Source organism: Schaedlerella sp., from assembly GCF_056796775.1.
In genome coordinates, this window is sequence record NZ_JBQIKP010000003.1 from 46,146 (window position 1) to 67,346 (window position 21,201).

The window sequence follows — 21,201 nt, forward strand, 5'->3', positions numbered from 1 at the left end:
AAGATGGCTGATATTACACATGGAATTGACACGAAAAAGCAGCAAACAAGCGTCGGAAGTCCTACAGTCGTAGCAACGGGGATTCCGTTTGTGGTAGGAGCTGCCCCGGCGCATATGGTAGGCGGGAAGGTGAACGACGTTATCATGGCGAATGACTATGAAGAAGCCGTGAAAGCATTGGGATATTCCGACAACTGGGAGGGGTACGGGCTTTCAGAAGCAGTCTACACGCAGTTTGTTTTATATCAGCAGTCCCCGGCGTTTTTCGTGAACATTCTGGACCCGTCGAAGCACAAAAAGGAAGTGAGCGGGAAGAAATACGAAGTTGCGGAAAACCAGATTGCGCTTCCGCTTGAAACGCTTGCGGAAAGCGTAGAGATTGAAGGGAAGGAAAAAGGCACAGACTTTGAAGTGTTCTACAATGACACAGCCTGCATTGTTGAGTTTGTGGAGGACACGACAGGGGAAATGACGGTATCATGTAAGGAGGTTGACCCGTCAAAGGTGACAAAAGCCGATATTATCGGAGGTTACAGCATAGCAACGCACAAGACAACGGGGCTTGAACTGATTGACGATTGCTTCCCGAAATACAGGATTGTTCCTGACCTGATTTTGTGTCCGAATTGGTCACATGACCAGGAGGTGGCAGCGGTAATGTCAGCAAAGGGCGAAAATATCAACGGGCTTTTTGAAGCGGACGCACTTCTGGACGTAGACACGAAAGAAGGGAGCGGTGCGACATATTACACAGAAGTTCCGGCATGGAAGCAGTCAAAGAACTTCATGAAGCCGAATGAATTAGTATGCTTCCCGAAGTTGAAACTGGGTGACAGGGTTTTCAACTTTTCGACGCAGCAGGCAGGATTGATGGCACGGACGGACAACGACGGTTCACTGGGCGACGGGACCCCCTGCGAAAGTGCTTCAAACAAGAGCTTGCAGGCTGACAGCATGGTATTGGCAAACGGTGAAGAAGTCGTGCTTGACGTGCAGAAAGCGAATTTCCTGAATGACAACGGGGTTATTACGGGGCTGAACTTTATTAACGGTTTTGTGAGTTGGGGAGATTATACGGCTTGTTTCCCGGCGAATACAGACCCGGTTGACTATTTCTATTGCATTTCCCGTATGTTCAAATGGGTTGCAAAAACAGTCACGCTTTCTTACTGGTCACACATTGACCGAAAATTGACACGGCGGCTGATAGACGCAATCTTGCAGGGTATCAATGACTGGCTGGCGGCACTGACGGCAGATGAAAAGATTGTGGGCGGGCGTGTAGAACTGCGGGAAGAGGAAAACAGCTTGACAGCGTTAATGTCAGGAAAGGCAAAATTCCATATCTACATTACGCCACCTTCACCTTTGCGGCTTATGGAATATGTGCTTGAATATGATATTTCCTATCTGTCAAGCCTGCTGGCAGCATAAGGAAGGAGGGCTAAAAAATGCCGAAGATTGATGAACTTGTTATAAATTTTAGAGTATATGAGGACGCAAACGAGTATCTGGGAATGTCAGAAGCGACGCTGCCGGAAGTGTCGAACCTTGCGGAAGAGATTACAGGGGCGGGGATTGCCGGGAATGTTGAAGCGGTAGTATTGGGACATATCGAAGCAATGACACTGACGCTGAACTTCCGAACGGTCACGAAAGCGGCAATCCGGCTGGCAGAACCGAGAATACATAATATTGACCTGCGGGCGGCGCAACAGGTAAGGAACACGCAGACAGGCAAAATTGAAACGGTTGCAGCAAAGCACATTATGAAGGTTGTACCGAAAAAGTTTGCGCCTGGAAAACTTGCGGCAGCTTCCGCAGCGGACGCAAGCGGAGAATATGCCGTTTCATACTATGCACTGTATCTGGACGGGAAGAAGGTAATTGAAATTGACCCGCTGAACTTTATTTATTATATCAACGGGACAGATTATCTTAGCGACGTAAGAAGGGCACTGGGCAAATAAAAAAGGGAAAGGCAGAGAGCCAGCGGAAGGGTCCGCTGGTTTTTATCTGCCTATTTTTAGGAGGTAAAAAGATGGAAGATAACAAGGTTGTACAGGGGCAGCAGGAAGAGTTCACGGAGGAAATGAAGGAAGCGCAGAAAACCGGGATTGTCAGCATGGAAGACAAGAAGAAAGAGAAAAAGACCAGCCTGAACTACACGCACACCTTCAAAGCCCCGGTTGAGATTAACGGAGAGAAGCACAAGGCGTTGACATTCTACTTTGAAAAGCTGACAGGGGAAGACGTAGAAGCGATAGAAGAGGAATTGCAGGACCAGAACAAATACGTTCTGACCCCGGAAGTGTCGTCTGTATTCCAGACCATGCTTGCCGCACGTGCAGCAGGCGTGGGGGCTGATGAAATCAGGCGGCTTCCTCTTGGGGAGTACATGAAAATCAAGAATCAGGCAAGAAGTTTTTTAATAGAATCGGGCTATTAAAAGTAAGCAGCCCCGGAAATTTTATCAGAAAACAGGCTTACAGACTGGCAAGGGCTTCTAACACGCCTATACCGTTCTTTATGCAGCTTACACTTTCCGCACTTTTCCGCTGGATTAAAAGCGTGAATGAAGTAGAAAGGGAAGATGCACGGGAGCGGGAACGCCTAACACATAAAAAGTGATAGGAGGTGGAAGCGATTGGCAGGGTCACAGAAGGAATTTGAACTTCTTTTTAAGCTGAAAGCGTCACTGGGCGGGAATTTCAACAGCACTTTCAAAGGTGCGATTGAAACACAGCGCAAGTTGCAGGACAGCATAAAAAGCGTAAATTCCATGCAATCAAAGGTTGACGGCTACACAAAGGCTTCAAACGCCATAGAGCAGCAGAGGGGGAAGCTGGAAAAACTGCAAGCGGAACATGAAAAAGTTTCGCAGAAGATACAGCAACACCAGACGAACGCTGAAAGGCTGCGGGCGAAAATCGAAGAAACAGGCGACGCAACGGGAGAACTGACAGCGCAGCTTGTGAAGGAAGAAAACGAAGTCGCAAGGAATACCGAACGCCTGAAAAGCAATGAAAACCAGATACGACAGACCACTGCCAGCATACACTCACAAGAAGAACAGCTTGAACGGATGGCGCAGGAGCTACGGGACGCAGGGATTGACACAGACAATCTGGAAGAATCAAACGCCCGCTTGCAACGGTCATATGAACGGCTGCGGGGTTCGCAAGAAAATTTAAGCCGTATCAATTCCGAACAGGCAAAAATAAAAGAGAATATAGCAGCTACAAAGACACAGCTAATGGGAACGATAGGGGCGGTTGGCGCAGTTGCGGCGGCGATATACGCCGGACCCGTACAGGCGGCGCAGAAATACGAAACCGCTATGGCGAAAGTCGGGACGATTGCAGACACAAAGCAAGTGCCGCTTGAACAGCTTTCAAGTGAAATCATGAAGCTGTCAAACACGACGGGGATTGCTGCCGAAGCTATTGCAGATGATGTTTACAATGCAATTTCAGCGGGGCAGAAGACTGGGGACGCAGTAAACTTTGTTAGCAATTCAGCTAAACTTGCAAAAGCGGGATTTGCGGAAAGTTCGCAGACGCTGGACGTTCTGACGACGATTCTAAACGCTTACGGAATGGAAGCGTCAAAAGTAGGCGACGTGTCGGATATGCTTATTCAGATACAAAATAAAGGTAAAGTGACCGTGGGCGAACTGTCAAGCGTTATGGGTAAAATCATACCGACAGCAAACGCAAACGGGGTGGCATTAGAGCAGCTTGGGGCTGGTTATGCAATCATGACCAGCAAAGGTATTGCGGCAGCAGAAACCACAACTTACATGAATAGTATGCTGAATGAGCTTGGAAAGTCCGGGACTACAGCAGACAAACTTTTGCGGCAGACAGCGGGGAAGAGCTTCAAGGAATTGATGGCAGACGGGAAGAGCCTGGGCGACGTTCTGGGAATAATGCAGGAAGCGGCAGAAAGCAGCGGGAAAAGCCTGTCTGATGTGTTCGGGTCCGCAGAAGCAGGAAAAGCGGCAGTTTCCCTTTTGTCGAACGGTGCGGACGGATTCAACGAATCTGTAAAAGGAATGGTTGAGAGCGCAGGCGCAACGGAAGAAGCGTTTGCGAAAATGGAAAACACCACGGAAGCGAAAATGCAAAAGGCAAAGAACGGTATCGCAAATTTAGGTATTGTTCTGGGTCAAAACCTTCTGCCGATTGTCGGGAACCTTGCAGACAAGGTGGCTGCGGTCGTGATAAAAGTTTCAGAATTTGCGCAGGCGAACCCGAAGCTGGTTCAAACAGTCCTAAAAGTAGCGGCGGCACTTGCAGGAATGAGAATTGCAGGGCTGACCGCAAAACTGGGGTTCCTGAACATAGCAAGCGGGATAAAGGACGCACAGAGAGTTCTGGAGCTTTTCAAGATAAAGGCAATCGGGCTTTCCAGCATAGGTTCAAAAGTTGTCGGATTCATCACAAAACCGTTTAGCGGTATCGGCGGCATACTTGGAAAGGCACTGTCAGGAATAGGCGGAATTGTCGCACGTTCCCCGCTTGGGTCAATCGGAAGGGTGGTTGCTTCCAGTTTTGGAAAAATCGGGTCATTCATTGCCCCGGTAGGAAACATCATAAAAAAGGCGTTAGGACCGTTGGGAAAAATTGGTTCGACGCTTCTGGGACCGTTAGGAGGGATTGCAGGAAAGATTTTGCCCGTAGTAGGCGTGGTAACTGCGGTTATTACGGCAGTACAGCTATTACGGAAGAACTTTGATAAAGTCCGGGAAGCAGTAGGAAATATTTTCGGAGAAAAGGGGCTTGAGATATTCGACAAAATTGTTGCAGTAGTAACAAGCGTAGGCGAAACAATCAAGGGCGTTTTTTCAGACGGAAATCTGGGTGCGGCAAGGGACAAGATACAAGAGATTTTCGGGGAAAAGGGCGTTGCGGTATTTGATACCTTTGCAGGCGTTTTCCAGAAAGTTGTAGCGGCAGCAGGGGAGTTTGTAGGGTTTGTGACAACGCATATAGTCCCGGTTGTCGAACAGTTTTTGAATGTGCTGATTACAACGGTCATTCCGGGAATTATCAGCGGCATACAGTCAGCAGCCCCGGTGGTAATGCAGATTTTTCAGGCAATAGCGGACTTCATAGGCGGCATTATCCCGGTCATAGGAAGTTTTATTGCGGGCATTATGCCGATTATCAGCGAAGTTATAACATTCATTCAAACGTATGTTTTACCGATTATCAGCGAAGTTTTTAACTTTATCGTATCAACGGTACTTCCGTTCATTGTGCAGGGCATACAGCAGCTAGGGACCATAATAACAACGGTTCTTTCAGCAGTCTTGCCTGTAGTGCAGACCGTCTTCCAGACAATATGGACTATCATACAGCCGATTTTGACACAGATTCTTACAACGGTACAGGCGGTTTTGCCGCAGGTGCTTTTTGTATTTCAAACAGTATTCACAACGATTGGAAGTGTGGTGCAGGCGGCAACGCAGATTTTTCAAGGGCTGATACAGTTTATCACGGGAGTTTTCACCGGGAACTGGGGCGCAGCTTGGGAGGGCGTGAAGTCGGTATTTCAAGGAGCGTGGGACGGGCTAAAGTCCATAGCAACGGGCGTTATCAATGGAATTATAGGCGTTATCAACGGAGCTATTTCAGCACTGAACAGCATTAAGATTCCAGACTGGGTTCCGGGAGTAGGAGGGAAGGGCATAAACATTCCGACACTTCCGACCTTTGCAAAAGGAACAAAGAACACGCCGGACACATTCATTGCAGGTGAAGAGGGTCCAGAGCTGATAACAAATGCGCCAGGAATGACGGTATACACGGCGCAACAGACAAAAGACATATTCAGCGCACAGAACGCAGCCGGACAGGTGGCGCAGGCGGCAGGAGCCGGGCAGACGGCTTCACAGGTATTCTACAATACCACGAACAATGCGCCGGAAGTAAAGCCGCCAGAAGTAGTGAGCGGCGCAGGAACGGGCGGCGGGAATAGCGTAACAATCAACAGCAATCCGACAATATACGTTGATGGCGACAAAGCGGGCGACTTGGAAGAGAAGCTGGAGGAAAACAATAGAAACTTGTTGCAGGAGGTAGAAGACCTTCTGGACAAAAGAAATGATGATGAAAGGCGGTCAAGGCATGAGTAAGACATATACAACAATATCCGGGGATATGTGGGACCAGATAGCGTACACGCAGATGGGCAGCGTCCTTCATACGGACAAATTGATAAAAGCTAATGCCGACTATGCCGCAATGTTTATCTTCCCTGCCGGGGTAGTTCTGACTATCCCGGAAGTGGAGGAAAAACAAAGTATGGAGCTGCCGCCGTGGAAAAGGGGGTTGTTAATCTAATGAGCGACAAAAGACTTGCACGGCGGGTGGTGCTAAAGCTGAAATTTGAAAATGTAGACGTGCCAGAGAATATAGCGTTGCATTTAGTGAGCGCAAGTTATACGGACAATGAAGACGGAAGCACAGATGATTTTCAAATTGTGTATGAAGACCGGGAACGGAACCTGATGGGGGACTGGCTGGAAGTAAAGCCGACAATCATAAAAACAACAAAGCAGGTTGTGAAAGAGGTTCAGAAAGAAGAAGTAATAAATTATGTTGTGAAGCGGGGTGACACATTGTGGGCGATTGCTTCACAGTATTTAGGGAGCGGGACAAAGTACCCGCAGATTGCACAAGAAAACAACATACCGAACCCGAATTTGATTTATCCGGGGCAGGTATTCAGGATAACGACAGGCGGCACGGCAAAGAGTACAGCAGTTGAAACCGTGGAGGAAGTGAAGCAGGGGGCAAAGCCGAAACTTGTAACGGCGGTTCTTGTCCAGCAGAACTGGAACGACACAGGGAAAGACGCAACTTTGAATATCGGGACTTTTGAAATAGACGGTATCGACGTATCAGGACCGCCCACAAAAGTAACCGTGAAAAGCACGTCTATTCCGTACACTTCCACAATGCGGATAGAGAAAAAGTCAAGGGCGTGGGAAAATATCACGTTAAAAGCAATAGGGGAACAAATAGCGGGTGACAGCGGGCTTTCCCTGATGTATGAAGCAAGCGACAATCCGACATTCAAAAGAAAAGAGCAGGTGCAAACGTCGGACGTAAAGTTTTTGCAGGAGCTATGCCACGCCGCAGGAATGGCGTTGAAAGTGACAACGCTGAAAATTGTAATATATGACGCTGCGGAGTATGACGCAAAACCCGCAGCAAAGACTTTCAAATACGGGGATAAAAATATTATATCCTACAAACTGGGAACAAGCCTGACAGATACGGCGTACACAAGTTGTCATGTTTCTTATACAGACCCGGACAGCAAAGAAACCATTGAATATACATACACGCCGGACAGCAGCACGGGGACAGGGCAGGTTCTGGAGATAAACGAAAAAGTCAGGAACACGGAGGAAGCGAAGACGCTGGCAAAAAAACGCCTGCGGGAAAAGAACACGCAGGAATTTACAGCAAGTTTGAAGGTAGTGGGCGACGTTTCATTTGTAGCGGGAATGACCGTAAAATTAAAAGGCTTTCAGAAGTTCGATAGAAAATACAAGGTAACGCAGGCGAAGCACAGCTTGACAGGGGGCTACACGGTAGACCTTTCTTTAAAACAGGTTCTGGAGGGGTATTAATGGCAGATATGAACGAACTAAAAAACATGATACGGAAAGGGACCGTGCAGAGCGTGAATGACGGAACCATGAAAGCACGGGTGAAGTTCGGGGATAAAGGCGGCATTGTGTCAGGGGAGCTTCACATATTAGTCAGACCCAGAATAGTAGTTCCGGGGGAAAAGGACAAAGCCGGGAATAAAACAAAAACGGAAGCAGGGCATTTCCACGAAGCATATATAACAGAGTGGGTCCCGAAAGTAGGGGACCTTGTTTTGTGCCTGATGATTCCTGACGGCGACGGGGAAGGGTACATTGTAGGGAAGGTGATGTAATGGCAAAAATCGGAAGTTTCGGGAGCCTTGTTTTCAGCGTGTCGGAAAATACGGTAAAAACATTTGACGGCATGAACTGGGATTTTTCCGCTGATTACGCAACGCATGACAGGCACATAAAAGCTGACCTGCTAGAATACATGGGACCGGGGATTGAAAGCATATCATTTTCTATGACGCTTTCTGTATTTTTAGGGGTAAACCCGTTAAAGGAAATAAAAAAGCTGCGGGAGATGGTGCGAAAGGGATACGCAGAACGGCTTGTAATCGGCGGCAAGGTATACGGCAGTTACAAGTGGGTAATGCAGAAAGGGACGGTTGACTTTCAGAGGTTCGACAACAAAGGGAATTTGTGGGCGGCAAACATAAAAGTGACCCTGAAAGAGTACCCGAAAAGGTGATAAAGATGGATATTATCAGAGGTGACGGAACACTACTAAAAAATATTGACCTATCCCCGAAAAATGAATATCAGGAAGTATTGCAGAATGTAGCAATCATAATAGACACATGGGAAAATACCTGCCCTTTGCTGCGGGCGTTAGGGCTTCCGGGGCAGTTGATAGGAAGACCGTTGCCCGTAGTAAAAAATATCATGGTGGGGCAGTTGCATGACCAGATTGAAGAATATGAGCCACGGGCGATTCTGGGGGATATAACCTTTGAAGAAAATGCTTTCACGGGGAAGCTGATACCAATAATAGAAATAGAGGGGGTGCAGACGGAAAATGAAGAAACCTGAAAGGGAATACCCGGACATTGAGTTTCTGGAAACGGACACAGAAACGATTGAAAGCAATATGATTGCGCTTTATGAAGAGCTGGTAAACAAAGAGCTGGTGAAGCAGGGGAAACGGGAAAAATACAAAGTTTATCCGGCTTCCCCGGAGCGTCTTTTTATTGCATGGTGCGCCGCTATTATTGTACAACAAAGAGTGCTGATAAATGAAACGGCAAAAAAGAATGTTCCCCGGTATGCAAAGGGGGAGTATTTAGACAGCCTTGCGGAGCTTTTCAAGGATATTGAACGCCTGCCCGCCACGCCTGCCGTTGCAAAATTCCGTTGTTACATATCGGCGGCGCAGAATCAAAGCGTAATTGTCCCGCAGGGGACACGGATAACATTTGACGGGGAAATCACATTTGAAACCACGGAAGAGCTTGAAATAAAAGCCGGGGAAACATACGGGGAAGTCAACGGGAAATGCCAGACAGCGGGAATTGTCGGGAATAACCTTGCGCCTGGGCAGGTGAAAGAAATTGTTGACGTTTACGACTATTATTTAAAAGCTGAAAACGTGACAAAGACAGAGGGCGGCGCAGGAGAGGAAGACGACACTTCATACTATGAGCGCATGAGGGAGAGCATGGAGAGCTTTTCAACAGCGGGTCCAATAAACGGCTATATCTATCACACAAAGACAGTCAGCACGGCAATAGCTGACGTTGCGGCAACAAGCCCGGAAGCCGGGGTGGTAGATATTAGGGTATTGTTACAAGGCGGGGAACAGCCGACGCAGGCAGTTCTGGAGGAAATAGAAGCCGCCCTGAACGCTTCCGACGTGCGCCCGCTGACGGATATTGTCACGGTATCAATGCCGGAGGAAGACCCGTTTGAAATAGACCTGACATATTACATAAACCGAAACAGTCAGGCAAGCACAAGCATTACAGACAGGGAAGCAAGGGCAGCGGTGGAAGAATACATAAAATGGCAGACCGGGAAAATGGGAAGGGACATAAACCCGTCATACCTGACGCAGTTAATCATGGCAGCAGGCGTGAAGCGGGTAGAAGTAAGAAAACCGACATTTCAGGTGGTAGAGGAAACACACGTTGCAAGGATTGTCCGGGACACAATGAAGGTTTTGAACGGGGGTGTAGAAAATGCCTAACCCCAAAGGAATAAGGAACGCCGGGCGGGATATGTACACGGTGAATTTTGCGGACTATCTGCCGGGGGCGTTGAAGCAGGACCCGAAAATCAAGGCGATTGCGGAAGCGGTAACAAAGGAAGCATTGACGGTCAGCGGGGAAATTGAAAATGTGCTGATATATTCCCGTATAGACGAACTGCCAGAAGCATTGATTGACATTCTGGCATACGATATGCACGTTGACTGGTACGACTATTCTTTTCCGCTGAAAGTAAAACGGGACATTCTGAAAAGCAGCGTAAAAGTCCATAAGAAGATGGGGACAAAATATGCCGTTGAAAAAGCACTGGGCGCACTGTACCCGCAAAGCGAAGTTGAAGAATGGTATCAGTACGAAGGGGAACCACATCACTTTCACATTGTATGCGACGTAACGGAAAACAGGGTGACAGCCAGTTTTCAGGAAATTATAAATGCCGTGATGATGTACAAAAGGCTTTCTTCACATTTGGACGAAGTTGTATATCAGGCAAGCGTGGGTATCAGGGTAGAAACGCATACAGACTTCTTTCTGTACAAAAACCCGGCAACGGGAAGCCTGCTGGCGGGGACATACCCGCAGAGGATAAGGCGGGGCGTACAGGCGGGAAGCATGATTGTAGTAGGGACGGACGCTGCGGGGTTTATTTTTTTGCCGACGCAGGCGGGGACATATCCGTATAGAAACACGATATTCAGGCACACAGGCGCACAGATTGACATAGAAACGGCTTCAAAGGCTTACAGGCATAGAAATACACCTGCGGGACAAATAAACGCCGGAGAAGAGCCACAGAGAAGCTACAGAGGGGCGCAGGCAGGGACGGTCATTGAAGCGCAGGCAGAAACAGAGGAAAAACCGTTTTCAGTCCCGGCAGCAGGAACCGCCCCGGACAGAAACACGGTATTCAGGCACACAGACACGCAGATTGACGCAGAAACGGCTTTAAAGGCTTACAGGCATAGAAATACACCTGCGGGACAAATAAACGCCGGAGAAGAGCCACAGAGAAGCCACAGAGGGGCAGGGACGGGCGCAGGGATAGAAGCACAGACGGAAGCAGAAGGAACGCCGTTTTCAGTCCCGGCAGCAGGAACCGCCCCGGACAGAAACACAGTATTTCAGGGAAGCGGCACGGATATAAAAGCAGAAGGGGAAGCAGAGGGCTTCCCCTTCTTCATGCAAGCTGCCGGGACAAAGCCTGAAAGAAATACTGTCATGAGCAATTCCGAAGCCGGGATTGCGGCAGAAGAAGCCGCAGACGGCTTTTTATATACCGTAAAAGCTGCCGGGACCGTGCCGGACAGAAACACGGGAGAAGGAGCCGGAAGCGGAGGGATTGAAAGCACGGTGAAAGCGGAGGTATTCAGGCATACAAACAAGCCTTGCGGGAGCCGCAGAAAACTTTGAAAGGGGGTGAAAAACCATGCTGACACCACAGGCAATAGAGGACTTCAAAGGCTTTCTTGACAATAACATTGCGTATGCAAAAGTTACGGTGAATGAGGAAGTGAAGAAAATCCCGATTCACAGGCGGGAACGCCTGAAAGACGGGCGGGTGGCGGTTTACCTGAACATTACGCCGCAGGCGGGGACGGAAGCGACAATTCAACGGGTACAGCTTTACAACAAAAATAAGCAGTTGTGGGCAGATAAAACGGAGGATATAACGCTTTCTAATGTGCAGGAAGGGGCGTTATACCGTTTTGTCTTCCGATTTGTAGAACAGGAGGTATAAAGATGGCATACGAATGGCAGCAGTGGCAGGACCATGTTACAGAGCATGAAAACCGTTACAGAGAGATTGAAAACGACGACGGGACAATCACGCATGAAGCCGTGGAAGGGGAGGTATTGCAGCAGGGGACCCCGCAGAGCGCAACGAACTTCAACCACATGGAAGACGGCATAACGAACGCCGGGGAGCTTGCGGCACTTCTGGCGACGGAAACAATTCACATGAACCAGCGGGCGGCAGATGAAACCGGGGAAACAATTCTTCTGACCATGACAAACGGGCAGCAGTACCCCTTCAATGATTCCGTGAAGACCGTTGCGCTGAAAACAGAAAGAAACCATTTAGACTATACCGTGACAGCGGAAGTGCTGGAATACAGCGGCGGTTGCGTCGGGGATATTGAAGTAACGGAGAAGCTGGCGAACGGCTTCAAGATTGCGCATACAGGAAGCGCAAAGGAAGTCAAACTGAAAGTGTTTGTGAAGGGGGGCTTCTACTGATGAAGGGCGCAAATGTGATTATCAGGAGCGAAGAAAGAAAGCAGCATGAAGCGTATGTGCTGCAATCTTTTGGAGTAAAGGGGAGAGGAACCCCGGAACAACGGGAAGCAGCGGAAATCATAGCCGCAAGGACCCGTGAAGTTGTAAAAGAAGGAGGAAGATAAGATGGCAAAAATCAAGGTTGTTGAAAAAATGCCCGGCAATCATATCCAGTATGAAGTGAAGGGCAAGAAGATTATTTTCGGTGATGATGAACTTTCTGTAAATCTGGCAAGCCGGGAAAGAGATTTTGAAGTGTCGCTGGACATTTGCATTGACAGCGAAAACGGAATTGTTATCGGGACGGGCGGCAGGGCGCAGAAGTACGCAGCGCAAATTATCATTCCCGCCCGCCGCTATGATGTGATTGAAGACGGGGTGGACGAAAACGGAGAACCACGGGAAGTGCCGATTCCGATTGACTTTGATGTTACACTTTGCACAATTATTTTATGGGAGGTATAAAGATGGGAAATTTTGATGATTTAGCCCTTGCGGTTGCGTCTTTTGGAGGACATAACAAAGTCATTCTTGACGATTTAGGAAAGCCGTCTATCATGGTAGGCGTTCCGAAGATGAAGTATTCTGATATTATTGCAGGCGGCACACAGGAAACCTTGCCGTGGTGGGTTGTCGAAGGAGTGGAAAAGAATGTGATTTGGGTATCAAAGTACCTGAATTGTGTCGTGAATGACAGAGCCTATTCCCTGCCTATGAAGGACCCGAAAGCGTATGTGAATTTTGACGACGCTTTACGGTTCAGCCGGAACAAAGGGGAGGGCTGGCACTTATTACAGAACGGCGTTTTTGCCGCCCTTGTGTTATGGTGTGAAAAAAATAAAACGATTCCGAGAGGGAACACGAACTGGGACGCAAGCTATGAAAAGGCGTGGGAACGGGGCGTAAATACATATATCGACGGTTCACACGGCGGCGGCAGGACGGCGACAGGAAGCGGACCCGTAACATGGAACCATGACCACAGCGCAGCGGGCATTGCTGACCTTTGCGGGAATTGTTGGGAATGGGTGTCAGGTATGCGGCTGGTAAACGGTGAAATACAGATTATTCCTTACGGAAACGCAATGAAATCTGATTGCAGTATGGGGGTAAGTAGTACCGAATGGAAAGCGATTAAGCCGGACGGAACGCTGGTTGAACCGGGAACCGTAGGGACATTGAAAATTGACGGAACAAGCCAGACAAGCAGCCCCCGGATAAATACAAGCGTTACAGTTGCGACGACAGACGAAGGAAACAGTTATTTGAGAAACCAGTATTTCAAGAGCGTTGAAGCGGTAACGGGCGTTACAATACCGAAAATTCTGATTGCAGCAGGACTTTTCCCGGAAGCGGGCATGACTTCACCGGGCGGGTACTGGGCAAGGACGAACGGCGAAAGACTGCCTCTCCGGGGTTCGGGCTTCGACCACGCTTCCTACGGTGGAGTGGCGGCGTTGAGCTTGGACAACGCCCGTTCTCTCGTCAACCGCTATGTGTCCTTCCGTTCCGCTTTTTATGAATAACTGTAAACTGATAACTGATACACTGGGAGGGCTTGCGACAGCAAGCCCTTTCTACCAAAACAGACAAGGCGGGTGAAATATGGCAGGAGAAGAAAAGGGACTGCCGGAGCTTGACCCGGTACGGGACAATGCGACGGCAGACGACTTCAAGACGAAAAATAAAGTCTATGAGCTGATACTATACACGGGACCAGAGCTTGAACAGTTTCCACGGGCGCAAAGAAGACTTGCGGAAGAGATACGGGAAACAATGCTTCAAATTTTGCGGCTTGTCGTGACACTGGAAAATAAGCACTACAAGAAGACGACGCTGGGAGAACTTGACAACGAAGTTGACGTATTACGCCACCTTGTAAGGCTTGCGGCTGACCCGCAGTATACAAGGAGCCGGAAACCCTGCCTGCCCTTGCGGAAGTATGAGAATATTTCACGCAAGATAAATGAAATAGGCTGCATGATTGGCGGCTATTATAAATCATTAAAGAAATGAGCGGGAAACCGCTTTTTTCATATCGGGAAAGAACCGTTATAGAGGACTTGCCGTGCCTATCCGGGGTTCGAGCTTCAACAACACTTCCAACGGTGGAGTGGCGGCGTTGAACTTGAACAACGCCCGTTCTAACGTCAACAACAATGTGTCCTTCCGTTCCGCTTTTCCTCTACAGCCAGAAGTCACGTTCACAAGTGAGCGTGTCCCGTGCGTACAGGGTTAAAAGGGGTTCTTTTCCGTTCCAAAGGCGACCGGGGAACCGGGGACCGTAGGAAGAAGATTGAATTGTCGGGAAGATAGTTAGTAACCCTGTAAGACAGAATCAGGATTTTGTCTTACAGGGCGAAAGTCAGCCGAAAGGCTGAATGAATATATCACGTTTGAAACGGAGTGGTGGACCGGAGTAAATTTGCCCGACACATTTTTGATTGCAGGAGGTAAAAACCATTGAAGAAGATACGGGGAATTTTCCCGAAAATCTATGACTTTGAAAACCTGTTTTGTGCATACAAAGCGGCTATCAAGTGCAAAAGATACAGACAGGACGTTATGGAGTATACGGACCGGCTGGAAGATAACCTGATTATCCTGCAAAATGAATTGATATGGGGACAATACAGCGTCGGAAGGTACAATATTTTCTATGTGTACGAACCGAAAAAACGCCTGATAATGTCACTGTTATTCAAAGACCGGGTGGCGCAGCACGCAATATACAGGCAGGTGAACCCGATTTTTGAAAAGAAGTTCATTTTCGACAGTTACGCTTGCAGGGTAGGGAAGGGGACGCACAAGGCAATAGACCGCCTGCAATATTGGTTAAAGCAGACCGACAGGAAGCCGAAGAAATACTACTATCTGAAATTAGATGTATCAAAGTATTTCTACAGGATAGACCACGGCATTTTGAAGAAGATTCTTGCAAAGATGATTGACGACCCGCCGCTTTTAGACCTTATGGCGAAAATCATTGACTGCGAAGATACAAAGTTCGGATTGCCGTTGGGCGCAGATATAGGGGACGTTGCATTTGACAGAATGTTAGATGATGTGGGCTTGCCTATAGGAAACCTGACTTCTCAAATGTTCGCAAACCTGTATCTGAATGAGCTTGACCAGTTCTGCAAGCACAAATTAAGGTTGCACTTCTATATCCGATACATGGACGACATTATAATTTTGCATGATGATAAAAAGTATCTGGAGAAGGTAAAACAGGACATAGCCGTATTTCTGGGAAAGAAGCTGAATTTGCAGTTAAACAAGAAAACCTGCATACGCCCGACAAGTATGGGCATTGAGTTTGTAGGCTTCCGGGTGTGGGCGACACATAGGAAGTTAAGGAAGAAGACTGCAAAGAAGCTGAAAAGACGGCTGCAATATATGTTCCATGCCTACAAAATAGGTGAAATTGACAAAGACACGCTTGACAGAAGCGTTGCTTCATACCGGGGAATATTAAAACATTTTGAAAGCTACGGACTGCGAAAAAGTTTGAATGAAATGTATAAAAAGGAGGTATGCGGAAATGTCACAGGAGCTATTGCAGACAGCGAAAGAGATTCTGGCGTGGCTTGCGGCGGCAGGGATAATAATTGACCTGACCCCTGGCATTAAATTTCAGCCCGTGCGGTATATCATAAAGCGCATAGGGGCATTGATGAATCATGATATAAAAGGACAGCTTGACAAGATAGAAAAGGACTTGCAGCAGCACAAGGTGGAGAGCTGGCGGCATGAAATCTTGACCTTTGCAAATGAATGTATGAACCGCAGGAAGCACACGAAAGAAGAATTTGACAATTTCTTTGAAACACATAGCGACTATGAAGAGTACATAAAAGCAAACAAGCTGGAAAACGGGCGTGTAGATATGGCTTACAAGTATGTAAGCAATGTATATATGCGCCGTTGTGAAAAGAATGATTTTCTTGTGGAAAGGGAGGAAGAAGACGAATGATTGTTTTATGGATTGTGTCTGGGTTCGTGTTATGTGCTTTATTCATGTATGCTTTCAATGCACGGGGAATAATGGAAGCACAGAGAAAGTACAGGAGGGCGCAAGCAAGGGCGCAGACAAAGAAAAAGCAGAAGCGGGAAAAGATACAGGTTACAAAAATAATCGTGTTTTCTATCATGATAACCTACTATATCGCTTTTGCGGTTGCGGTGTGGGTAGTGATAGCAAAGGACATATACCAGCTTTCAAGCCTGCTGACCTTTACGGGCAGCGTTGCGGCGTTTGCGGTTGCGTTCTATTGCTGGAAGAGTAAAGCGGAAAATTTAGAGAAGATAAAGAAAGGGAACCCGGACTTGTGCGGTTCCCTTTCTGATTTTTCCGGCATGGGTTCACAGTAAGGGAGGAAGGACAGATGAAAGAAGAGCTGAAAAGAGAGGTTGCAGCGGAAGCGGCGAAAATTATCTTTGCGAATGAAGGAAATTATGCTTCCGTCAATGCTGATGATAATGGGGCGGTGAGCGTCGGAAAGGTGCAGTGGCACGGGAACCGGGCATTGTCACTTCTGAAAAAGATTGTACAGGACATGGGCACAGGAGCGGAAGCGGTTCTGGGCGGGACCCTGTACCGGGAAATTATGACGGCTTCCGACTGGTCAAGAAGGAAAGTGACAGCGGAGGAAAAAGCGAAGCTGTCAAAGGTTTTGGGGAGTGTTCAGGGGAAGCAGGCGCAGGATCGGCAAGCAGAAGAAGACATTCTTTCATACGTCACGCACGGCGTAAAGATGGGGATTGAAGACCCGCAGAGTCTTGTATATTTTGCAGACTTGGAGAATCAGGGCGGGGCGGGAGCTTCAAAGCGTGTCGGGAACGACGCAGCGGGAAGAGCCGGGGGAGCCGGGAAAGTAAAACTTGACCACATACACGGGGCGGCACTTGCTGACCGTGTAATGGGTAAATACAGCAGCCGCAGGAACCTTGTATATAAAAAGGCGCAGGAGCTTTTCAAGGGGACTTCCGGGGCTGCAAACAATAATCAGACAGGAGGTAAAAAGACTATGACAGAACAGGAGTTGCGAAACAAAGTAGTACAGACAGCACGGGGCTATCTGGGAAGCAATGAAGCGGACGGGAGCCACAGGAAGATTATTGACGGGTACAACGCCCACAAGCCGATTGCACGGGGCTATCTGGTGAAGTATACGGACGCATGGTGCGCCACGTTCGTTTCTTTTGTCGGTATCGTCTGCGGGCTTACGGACATTATGCCGACTGAATGTGGGTGCGGGGCAATGATTGACCTGTACCGGGCAAAGGGACGCTGGCAGGAAAACGACGCATACAGACCGCAGCCCGCAGATATTGTCATGTACGACTGGGACGACAACGGGGTGGGGGACTGTACGGGATATCCTGAACACGTCGGCATTGTGGAAGCGGTGAACGGGAATACAATTACGGTCATTGAAGGGAATATGAGCAATAAAGTGGGGGAACGGGCGTTGCAGGTAAACGGGCGTTATATCCGGGGATATTGCCTGCCTGATTATGCAAGCAAGGCAAGCGGCGTTCCTTCCGGGTCCGTTCCTTCTGCAAGCGTTCCTTCCGGAAGTCCTTCTTCCGGGTCCGCTTCTTCCGCAGAACAGGTTTACACAGTTCAGGCGGGCGACACGCTTTCAAAGATTGCCGCAAAGTACGGCACTACATACCAGAAGCTGGCAAGCCACAACGGGATTGCAAACCCGAATATTATAAACGTCGGGCAGAAAATCAGGATTCCGGGAAGCGGCGTAAAAACCTATACAGTAAAGCCGGGCGACAGCTTGTGGGCGATTGCGGCGGCGCAGCTTGGGGACGGTTCCCGTTACAATGAAATTAAAGTCATGAACGGGCTGGCAAACAACACGATTCACCCCGGACAGACCTTGAAGCTGCCGGAAGCATAAGAGGGAGGAAAAGAAGATGAATGACATTATCATTTTAGCGGTACAGTTAGGACTTACGGTTGCGGCGTTTGTTATCGGGAAGTATGTATTCCCGAACATTCCGAAAAACGTAATTGACAAACTGAATATGCTGTCACAGTGGGCGGCGCAGTTTGTAGTATGGGCGAAAGAGTTCATGAAAAAGGAAACAGGGGAAGAGAAGATGGCGGCAGTTGTCGAAAAGCTGAAAGAGATTGCAGACGAAGCCGGGATTGAAGTCACGGAAGACCAGTTGCGGGCAATCGCACAGTCAGCCTACAACGCAATGAAAGCCGGGGAGAAGGAAGCGGCGGTGGCAGAGCCGCAGGCGGTAGAAGCGGCACAGGTTCCGACAGTGAATATTTACACAGGACCCGCAGCGGCAGGGAAAGCCGCAGTTGCGACAGATGAAGTCCCGGAAGGTGCGCTGGAGGACAGCAAGGAAGGGAAAGTGAACGTATACGACGCAGACGGGAATAAAACCGGGACAATCACGGCAGAGGAAGCGGCAGAAGCGGCAGAGGGCGTGACACATATTGAAGTAGAATAGCCCGCAGACGTGCCACGCAAGCCCACAGACAGACTAAAAGCCCCGCAGGTAGGAAATATACCTGCGGGGCTTTTCTGACGCTTGTGGGGCAAATACGGGGCGTTCATGCGGTTGTGAAAATCTCACTTTCCGTATAGTTTATAAATTTCCGGGGAGTGCCGGACGGCACATTTAATTCATTTCTAAAAATAAAATAGCTTCTGTCAAGTTCTTCTGAATATAGCTTCATAAAGTCAACAACATTTGTTTCAGTCTGGTTGTCGTCGTCGTCATAAAAATATTTCAGTTCAACGGTTTTTGCGCCGTAAGCGGCGGCAAGTTCCCGGACAGCCGCCCGGAAGCCGCTGGTGGTTGTGCAGGCTGCGAGGGAGAGCCAGCAGGTGGTATTGTCAAAGCGGGCAATCACAGGGCGGTAATTGCTGCGGTTAAAGGTTACGCCGTTCATAGTCCATTTCAATTTCATAATTTCACCGTTCCTTTCAGGGAGGGCAGCGGCAGGAGCCGCCGCCCGGTCATTCAGTTTTCTTTCCGCAGTTCGTTATAAACGTGGTGTCCTAGTTCCTGCATGGCTTCCGGGACTTCCTTCACGAACACTGTAAACATGAAAGTCATAAATTCTGACTTTGTTTGCGCCCATTCTTCTGGGGTCATGTGCGGGTTTTGCGCCAGCTTCATTTCAAGAAGTTTTTGTGTAAGTTCCTGACCTGCGGGGCTATTCAGTGCGCTTCTTTCCGCTTCTGATACCTTGTCTACAAAATCATTGAAATTTTCTGCTATCATCATTTTTCTTTCATTCCCTTCTTTGCTGGAGGGGCGGCAGAGCCGCCGCCCGTTGTTTTTATAAATGTGTGTACATTCCCGTTACTGATGTAAAAATATCTTGAAGCATATCTGCATATACGCCGGAAATATTTTCAATGTCTTCTTTCTTGTCCGGGGACCATGCGAAAGTCTTTTTGTTCAGCCGCCCGGCAGTATACTTGAAGAAGTTCATTGTGTAAGTGTCGGAAGCGTCAAGCGTGATGTAAAGGCGGTTCGCCTTGCTGCGGTTTTTCGGAAGCGTCATGCGAAGCGTGTTTCCGTCTGATACAAAGTTTTTTGCGCCTGTCATTGCGATAAATTTGTTGCCGCCGAGTTGTTCAAGGATTGTATTTGCTATTGTCATTTTATTTGCCCCTTTCCTTTGCTTCATCTTATGATACTATTATATACTTACGCAAGTATATTTTCAATAGGCAGAATACACAAAGTTACGCAAGTATATTTGTACAATATGTATACTTGCGTAAGATAAAAAGAAAAGCCCCGCAGGGACGGGGCAGGGGTTCAGACAATATCCACGTTTCCGGCTTCCCCTTCACGGAAGATAGACAATATATTTTCTGTCATATCCCGTTTTGCAAGGCGGGCAAGGCGGGCGAAATCAGCCTTTGTTGTTTCCTTGTAGTGGCTGTAAAGACGGTTCCTGTATTCTTCAAGGTGATAGCAGTAGAAAGCGTGACGGTTCCCGCCGTAGTCTTCCAGCCAGTTTTTAATTTCATTAAGGTTGGAATAAATCGGGTAATAGCAGTTCCTCCGGGCGGCGGTAAGGTGTACGGCTTTTAATTGCTTCAATCCTTCATTCAGTGCAAGACGGCTGTAAGCGGCTTTTTCAGGTTTTATCATTGTTCAGGGTCCTTTCTTTTTCAGGGAGGGCAGCGGCAGGAGCCGCAGCCCCGATTATCGGTTACGCTGTCAGGCTGGGACACATGGAGTAACGCCCTAACGGGTAGATTGTTTCAGCGTCGCAGTATTCAGAAATTTTCTTGCTTATCCGGCATTTCTGGACTTTTTCGCCGTCTGAAATGGTGATTGTTTGCGCTGTCCGGGCGGTTACTGTATAAGTCCATACGCAGTTATGGTCACATACGCTTGTCATGCTGTATCCCTTGCCTACTTCAAATTTCTTCATTGTGTTTTCCTCTCTTTCATTTGATAAGTCTATCATATACTTACGCAAGTATATTTTCAATAGGCAGGATATACAAATATACTTGCGTAACTTTGTATAATTTGTATACTTGCGTAATACTTGCGTAAGTGATATAATGATTCATACCCAAAGGAAGGAGGGCGACAGATGGAGGAAAAGAAGACGGAAGGGAAAAAGCCGGACACAAAGAACACAGGGCAGCAGAAAGCGGCGACAAGGGCGAAGAACACTTTCAACGGCAAGAATTATGAAAGGCTGTACCCGTTTGTGAAAATGGGGGAGAAAGTGAAGATTGAAAGGGCGGCTTCCGCTGCCGGGCAATCCCTGAATGATTACATTGTAACTGCCGTGTATCAGCGCATGGAAAGAGAGGGGCAGACGGATGGAGAAGGAGAAGGACAAAAGACCGGGGAAGTGTGAGAGCTGCGGACTTGCCATGCCGAAAGAACAGGGAAAAGGGGCGTGGAAGTATTTCTGTAGCAATGACGGGAAGAGCAGGCGGGGCGGCGATTCTTGCGCCGGGTACTGGGAAGCCGGGGACATGAAGAAGTATATTGACACAATGACGCAGTTCGTATGAAAGGGGC

29 protein-coding genes are annotated in these 21,201 nt (G+C 48.3%); 24 read left to right on the top strand and 5 right to left on the bottom strand.

The features are described 5' to 3' along the window. Positions 1-3: 3 nt before the first annotated feature. From ACTOY7_RS02545 to ACTOY7_RS02650, 22 genes are all read left to right on the top strand, one after another. Positions 4-1,434 (top strand): phage tail sheath family protein, encoded by a 1,431-nt coding sequence (locus ACTOY7_RS02545; protein WP_004069489.1) that lies wholly within the window; start codon positions 4-6, stop codon positions 1,432-1,434. 17 nt (positions 1,435-1,451) lie between these two features. Beyond that, on the top strand, positions 1,452-1,970 hold the full coding sequence (locus ACTOY7_RS02550; protein WP_004069487.1) for a phage major tail tube protein: 519 nt from the start codon (positions 1,452-1,454) through the stop codon (positions 1,968-1,970). Between the two features lie 71 nt (positions 1,971-2,041). Further along, a complete protein-coding gene (locus ACTOY7_RS02555; RefSeq protein WP_004069486.1) occupies positions 2,042-2,449 on the top strand; it encodes a phage tail assembly protein in 408 nt (135 codons plus the stop codon). A gap of 198 nt (positions 2,450-2,647) precedes the next feature. Continuing rightward, a complete protein-coding gene (locus ACTOY7_RS02560) occupies positions 2,648-6,142 on the top strand; it encodes a phage tail tape measure protein (protein ID WP_482672650.1) in 3,495 nt (1,164 codons plus the stop codon). After that, the gene (locus ACTOY7_RS02565; protein ID WP_004069482.1) at positions 6,135-6,350 is read left to right on the top strand and encodes a tail protein X; all 216 of its coding nucleotides are present in this window, start codon (positions 6,135-6,137) and stop codon (positions 6,348-6,350) included. Before ACTOY7_RS02560 ends, ACTOY7_RS02565 begins: the two co-directional genes overlap by 8 nt. Continuing rightward, on the top strand, positions 6,350-7,648 hold the full coding sequence (locus tag ACTOY7_RS02570; RefSeq protein WP_044989618.1) for a phage late control D family protein: 1,299 nt from the start codon (positions 6,350-6,352) through the stop codon (positions 7,646-7,648). The genes ACTOY7_RS02565 and ACTOY7_RS02570 overlap by 1 nt, the downstream gene beginning before the upstream one ends. Beyond that, positions 7,648-7,962 carry a hypothetical protein gene (locus tag ACTOY7_RS02575; protein WP_004069479.1) on the top strand — a complete coding sequence of 105 codons (315 nt, stop codon included), beginning with the start codon at positions 7,648-7,650 and terminating at the stop codon, positions 7,960-7,962. Before ACTOY7_RS02570 ends, ACTOY7_RS02575 begins: the two co-directional genes overlap by 1 nt. Continuing rightward, on the top strand, positions 7,962-8,363 hold the full coding sequence (locus tag ACTOY7_RS02580) for a phage tail protein (RefSeq protein ID WP_004069477.1): 402 nt from the start codon (positions 7,962-7,964) through the stop codon (positions 8,361-8,363). Before ACTOY7_RS02575 ends, ACTOY7_RS02580 begins: the two co-directional genes overlap by 1 nt. 5 nt (positions 8,364-8,368) lie before the next feature. Further along, positions 8,369-8,704 carry a hypothetical protein gene (locus ACTOY7_RS02585; RefSeq protein ID WP_004069475.1) on the top strand — a complete coding sequence of 112 codons (336 nt, stop codon included), beginning with the start codon at positions 8,369-8,371 and terminating at the stop codon, positions 8,702-8,704. Next, positions 8,691-9,857, top strand: a complete 1,167-nt coding sequence (locus tag ACTOY7_RS02590; RefSeq protein ID WP_004069474.1) for a baseplate J/gp47 family protein — start codon at positions 8,691-8,693, stop codon at positions 9,855-9,857. Before ACTOY7_RS02585 ends, ACTOY7_RS02590 begins: the two co-directional genes overlap by 14 nt. Continuing rightward, positions 9,850-11,289 carry a phage tail protein I gene (locus ACTOY7_RS02595; RefSeq protein ID WP_482672651.1) on the top strand — a complete coding sequence of 480 codons (1,440 nt, stop codon included), beginning with the start codon at positions 9,850-9,852 and terminating at the stop codon, positions 11,287-11,289. The genes ACTOY7_RS02590 and ACTOY7_RS02595 overlap by 8 nt, the downstream gene beginning before the upstream one ends. Before the next feature lie 16 nt (positions 11,290-11,305). Next, complete coding sequence (locus tag ACTOY7_RS02600) at positions 11,306-11,617, top strand: hypothetical protein (RefSeq protein WP_004069472.1); 312 nt, start codon at positions 11,306-11,308, stop codon at positions 11,615-11,617. A 2-nt stretch (positions 11,618-11,619) separates the two neighbouring features. Then, on the top strand, positions 11,620-12,117 hold the full coding sequence (locus ACTOY7_RS02605) for a hypothetical protein (RefSeq protein WP_004069471.1): 498 nt from the start codon (positions 11,620-11,622) through the stop codon (positions 12,115-12,117). Then, on the top strand, positions 12,117-12,281 hold the full coding sequence (locus ACTOY7_RS02610) for a hypothetical protein (RefSeq protein WP_004069470.1): 165 nt from the start codon (positions 12,117-12,119) through the stop codon (positions 12,279-12,281). The genes ACTOY7_RS02605 and ACTOY7_RS02610 overlap by 1 nt, the downstream gene beginning before the upstream one ends. 1 nt (position 12,282) lies before the next feature. Beyond that, positions 12,283-12,621: a hypothetical protein gene (locus ACTOY7_RS02615; protein WP_004069468.1), complete on the top strand. Its 339-nt coding sequence runs from the start codon at positions 12,283-12,285 to the stop codon at positions 12,619-12,621. Between the two features lie 2 nt (positions 12,622-12,623). Beyond that, complete coding sequence (locus ACTOY7_RS02620; RefSeq protein ID WP_482672652.1) at positions 12,624-13,682, top strand: hypothetical protein; 1,059 nt, start codon at positions 12,624-12,626, stop codon at positions 13,680-13,682. Between the two features lie 79 nt (positions 13,683-13,761). After that, complete coding sequence (gene avd / locus ACTOY7_RS02625) at positions 13,762-14,172, top strand: diversity-generating retroelement protein Avd (RefSeq protein WP_004069465.1); 411 nt, start codon at positions 13,762-13,764, stop codon at positions 14,170-14,172. A gap of 447 nt (positions 14,173-14,619) precedes the next feature. Beyond that, a complete protein-coding gene (locus tag ACTOY7_RS02630; RefSeq protein ID WP_004069464.1) occupies positions 14,620-15,771 on the top strand; it encodes a reverse transcriptase/maturase family protein in 1,152 nt (383 codons plus the stop codon). Then, the gene (locus ACTOY7_RS02635; protein ID WP_044989616.1) at positions 15,701-16,132 is read left to right on the top strand and encodes a hypothetical protein; all 432 of its coding nucleotides are present in this window, start codon (positions 15,701-15,703) and stop codon (positions 16,130-16,132) included. Before ACTOY7_RS02630 ends, ACTOY7_RS02635 begins: the two co-directional genes overlap by 71 nt. Further along, a complete protein-coding gene (locus tag ACTOY7_RS02640) occupies positions 16,129-16,530 on the top strand; it encodes a hypothetical protein (RefSeq protein WP_369910806.1) in 402 nt (133 codons plus the stop codon). The genes ACTOY7_RS02635 and ACTOY7_RS02640 overlap by 4 nt, the downstream gene beginning before the upstream one ends. 14 nt (positions 16,531-16,544) lie before the next feature. After that, positions 16,545-18,074: a LysM peptidoglycan-binding domain-containing protein gene (locus ACTOY7_RS02645; protein WP_482672653.1), complete on the top strand. Its 1,530-nt coding sequence runs from the start codon at positions 16,545-16,547 to the stop codon at positions 18,072-18,074. Positions 18,075-18,090: 16 nt separating this feature from the next. Further along, entirely contained in the window at positions 18,091-18,642 is a 552-nt protein-coding gene (locus ACTOY7_RS02650) for a phage holin, LLH family (RefSeq protein WP_004069460.1), read from the top strand. 103 nt (positions 18,643-18,745) lie between these two features. Here the strand turns inward: ACTOY7_RS02650 and ACTOY7_RS02655 are convergent, their stop codons facing one another. The 5 genes from ACTOY7_RS02655 to ACTOY7_RS02675 form a co-directional block, all read right to left on the bottom strand. Further along, on the bottom strand, positions 18,746-19,105 hold the full coding sequence (locus ACTOY7_RS02655) for a hypothetical protein (protein ID WP_482672654.1): 360 nt from the start codon (positions 19,103-19,105) through the stop codon (positions 18,746-18,748). Positions 19,106-19,158: 53 nt separating this feature from the next. After that, the gene (locus tag ACTOY7_RS02660; protein ID WP_004069458.1) at positions 19,159-19,425 is read right to left on the bottom strand and encodes a hypothetical protein; all 267 of its coding nucleotides are present in this window, start codon (positions 19,423-19,425) and stop codon (positions 19,159-19,161) included. Between the two features lie 55 nt (positions 19,426-19,480). Continuing rightward, positions 19,481-19,807 (bottom strand): hypothetical protein, encoded by a 327-nt coding sequence (locus tag ACTOY7_RS02665; protein WP_004069457.1) that lies wholly within the window; start codon positions 19,805-19,807, stop codon positions 19,481-19,483. A 161-nt stretch (positions 19,808-19,968) separates the two neighbouring features. Beyond that, entirely contained in the window at positions 19,969-20,307 is a 339-nt protein-coding gene (locus ACTOY7_RS02670) for a hypothetical protein (RefSeq protein WP_482672655.1), read from the bottom strand. A 61-nt stretch (positions 20,308-20,368) separates the two neighbouring features. Beyond that, positions 20,369-20,593 (bottom strand): hypothetical protein, encoded by a 225-nt coding sequence (locus ACTOY7_RS02675; protein ID WP_004069455.1) that lies wholly within the window; start codon positions 20,591-20,593, stop codon positions 20,369-20,371. Between the two features lie 168 nt (positions 20,594-20,761). Between ACTOY7_RS02675 and ACTOY7_RS02680 the strand changes: the two genes are divergently transcribed. Both ACTOY7_RS02680 and ACTOY7_RS02685 read left to right on the top strand, forming a co-directional pair. Further along, the gene (locus ACTOY7_RS02680) at positions 20,762-21,034 is read left to right on the top strand and encodes a type II toxin-antitoxin system TacA family antitoxin (RefSeq protein ID WP_004069453.1); all 273 of its coding nucleotides are present in this window, start codon (positions 20,762-20,764) and stop codon (positions 21,032-21,034) included. Continuing rightward, positions 20,997-21,194: a hypothetical protein gene (locus ACTOY7_RS02685; RefSeq protein WP_004069450.1), complete on the top strand. Its 198-nt coding sequence runs from the start codon at positions 20,997-20,999 to the stop codon at positions 21,192-21,194. Before ACTOY7_RS02680 ends, ACTOY7_RS02685 begins: the two co-directional genes overlap by 38 nt. Positions 21,195-21,201 lie beyond the last annotated feature (7 nt).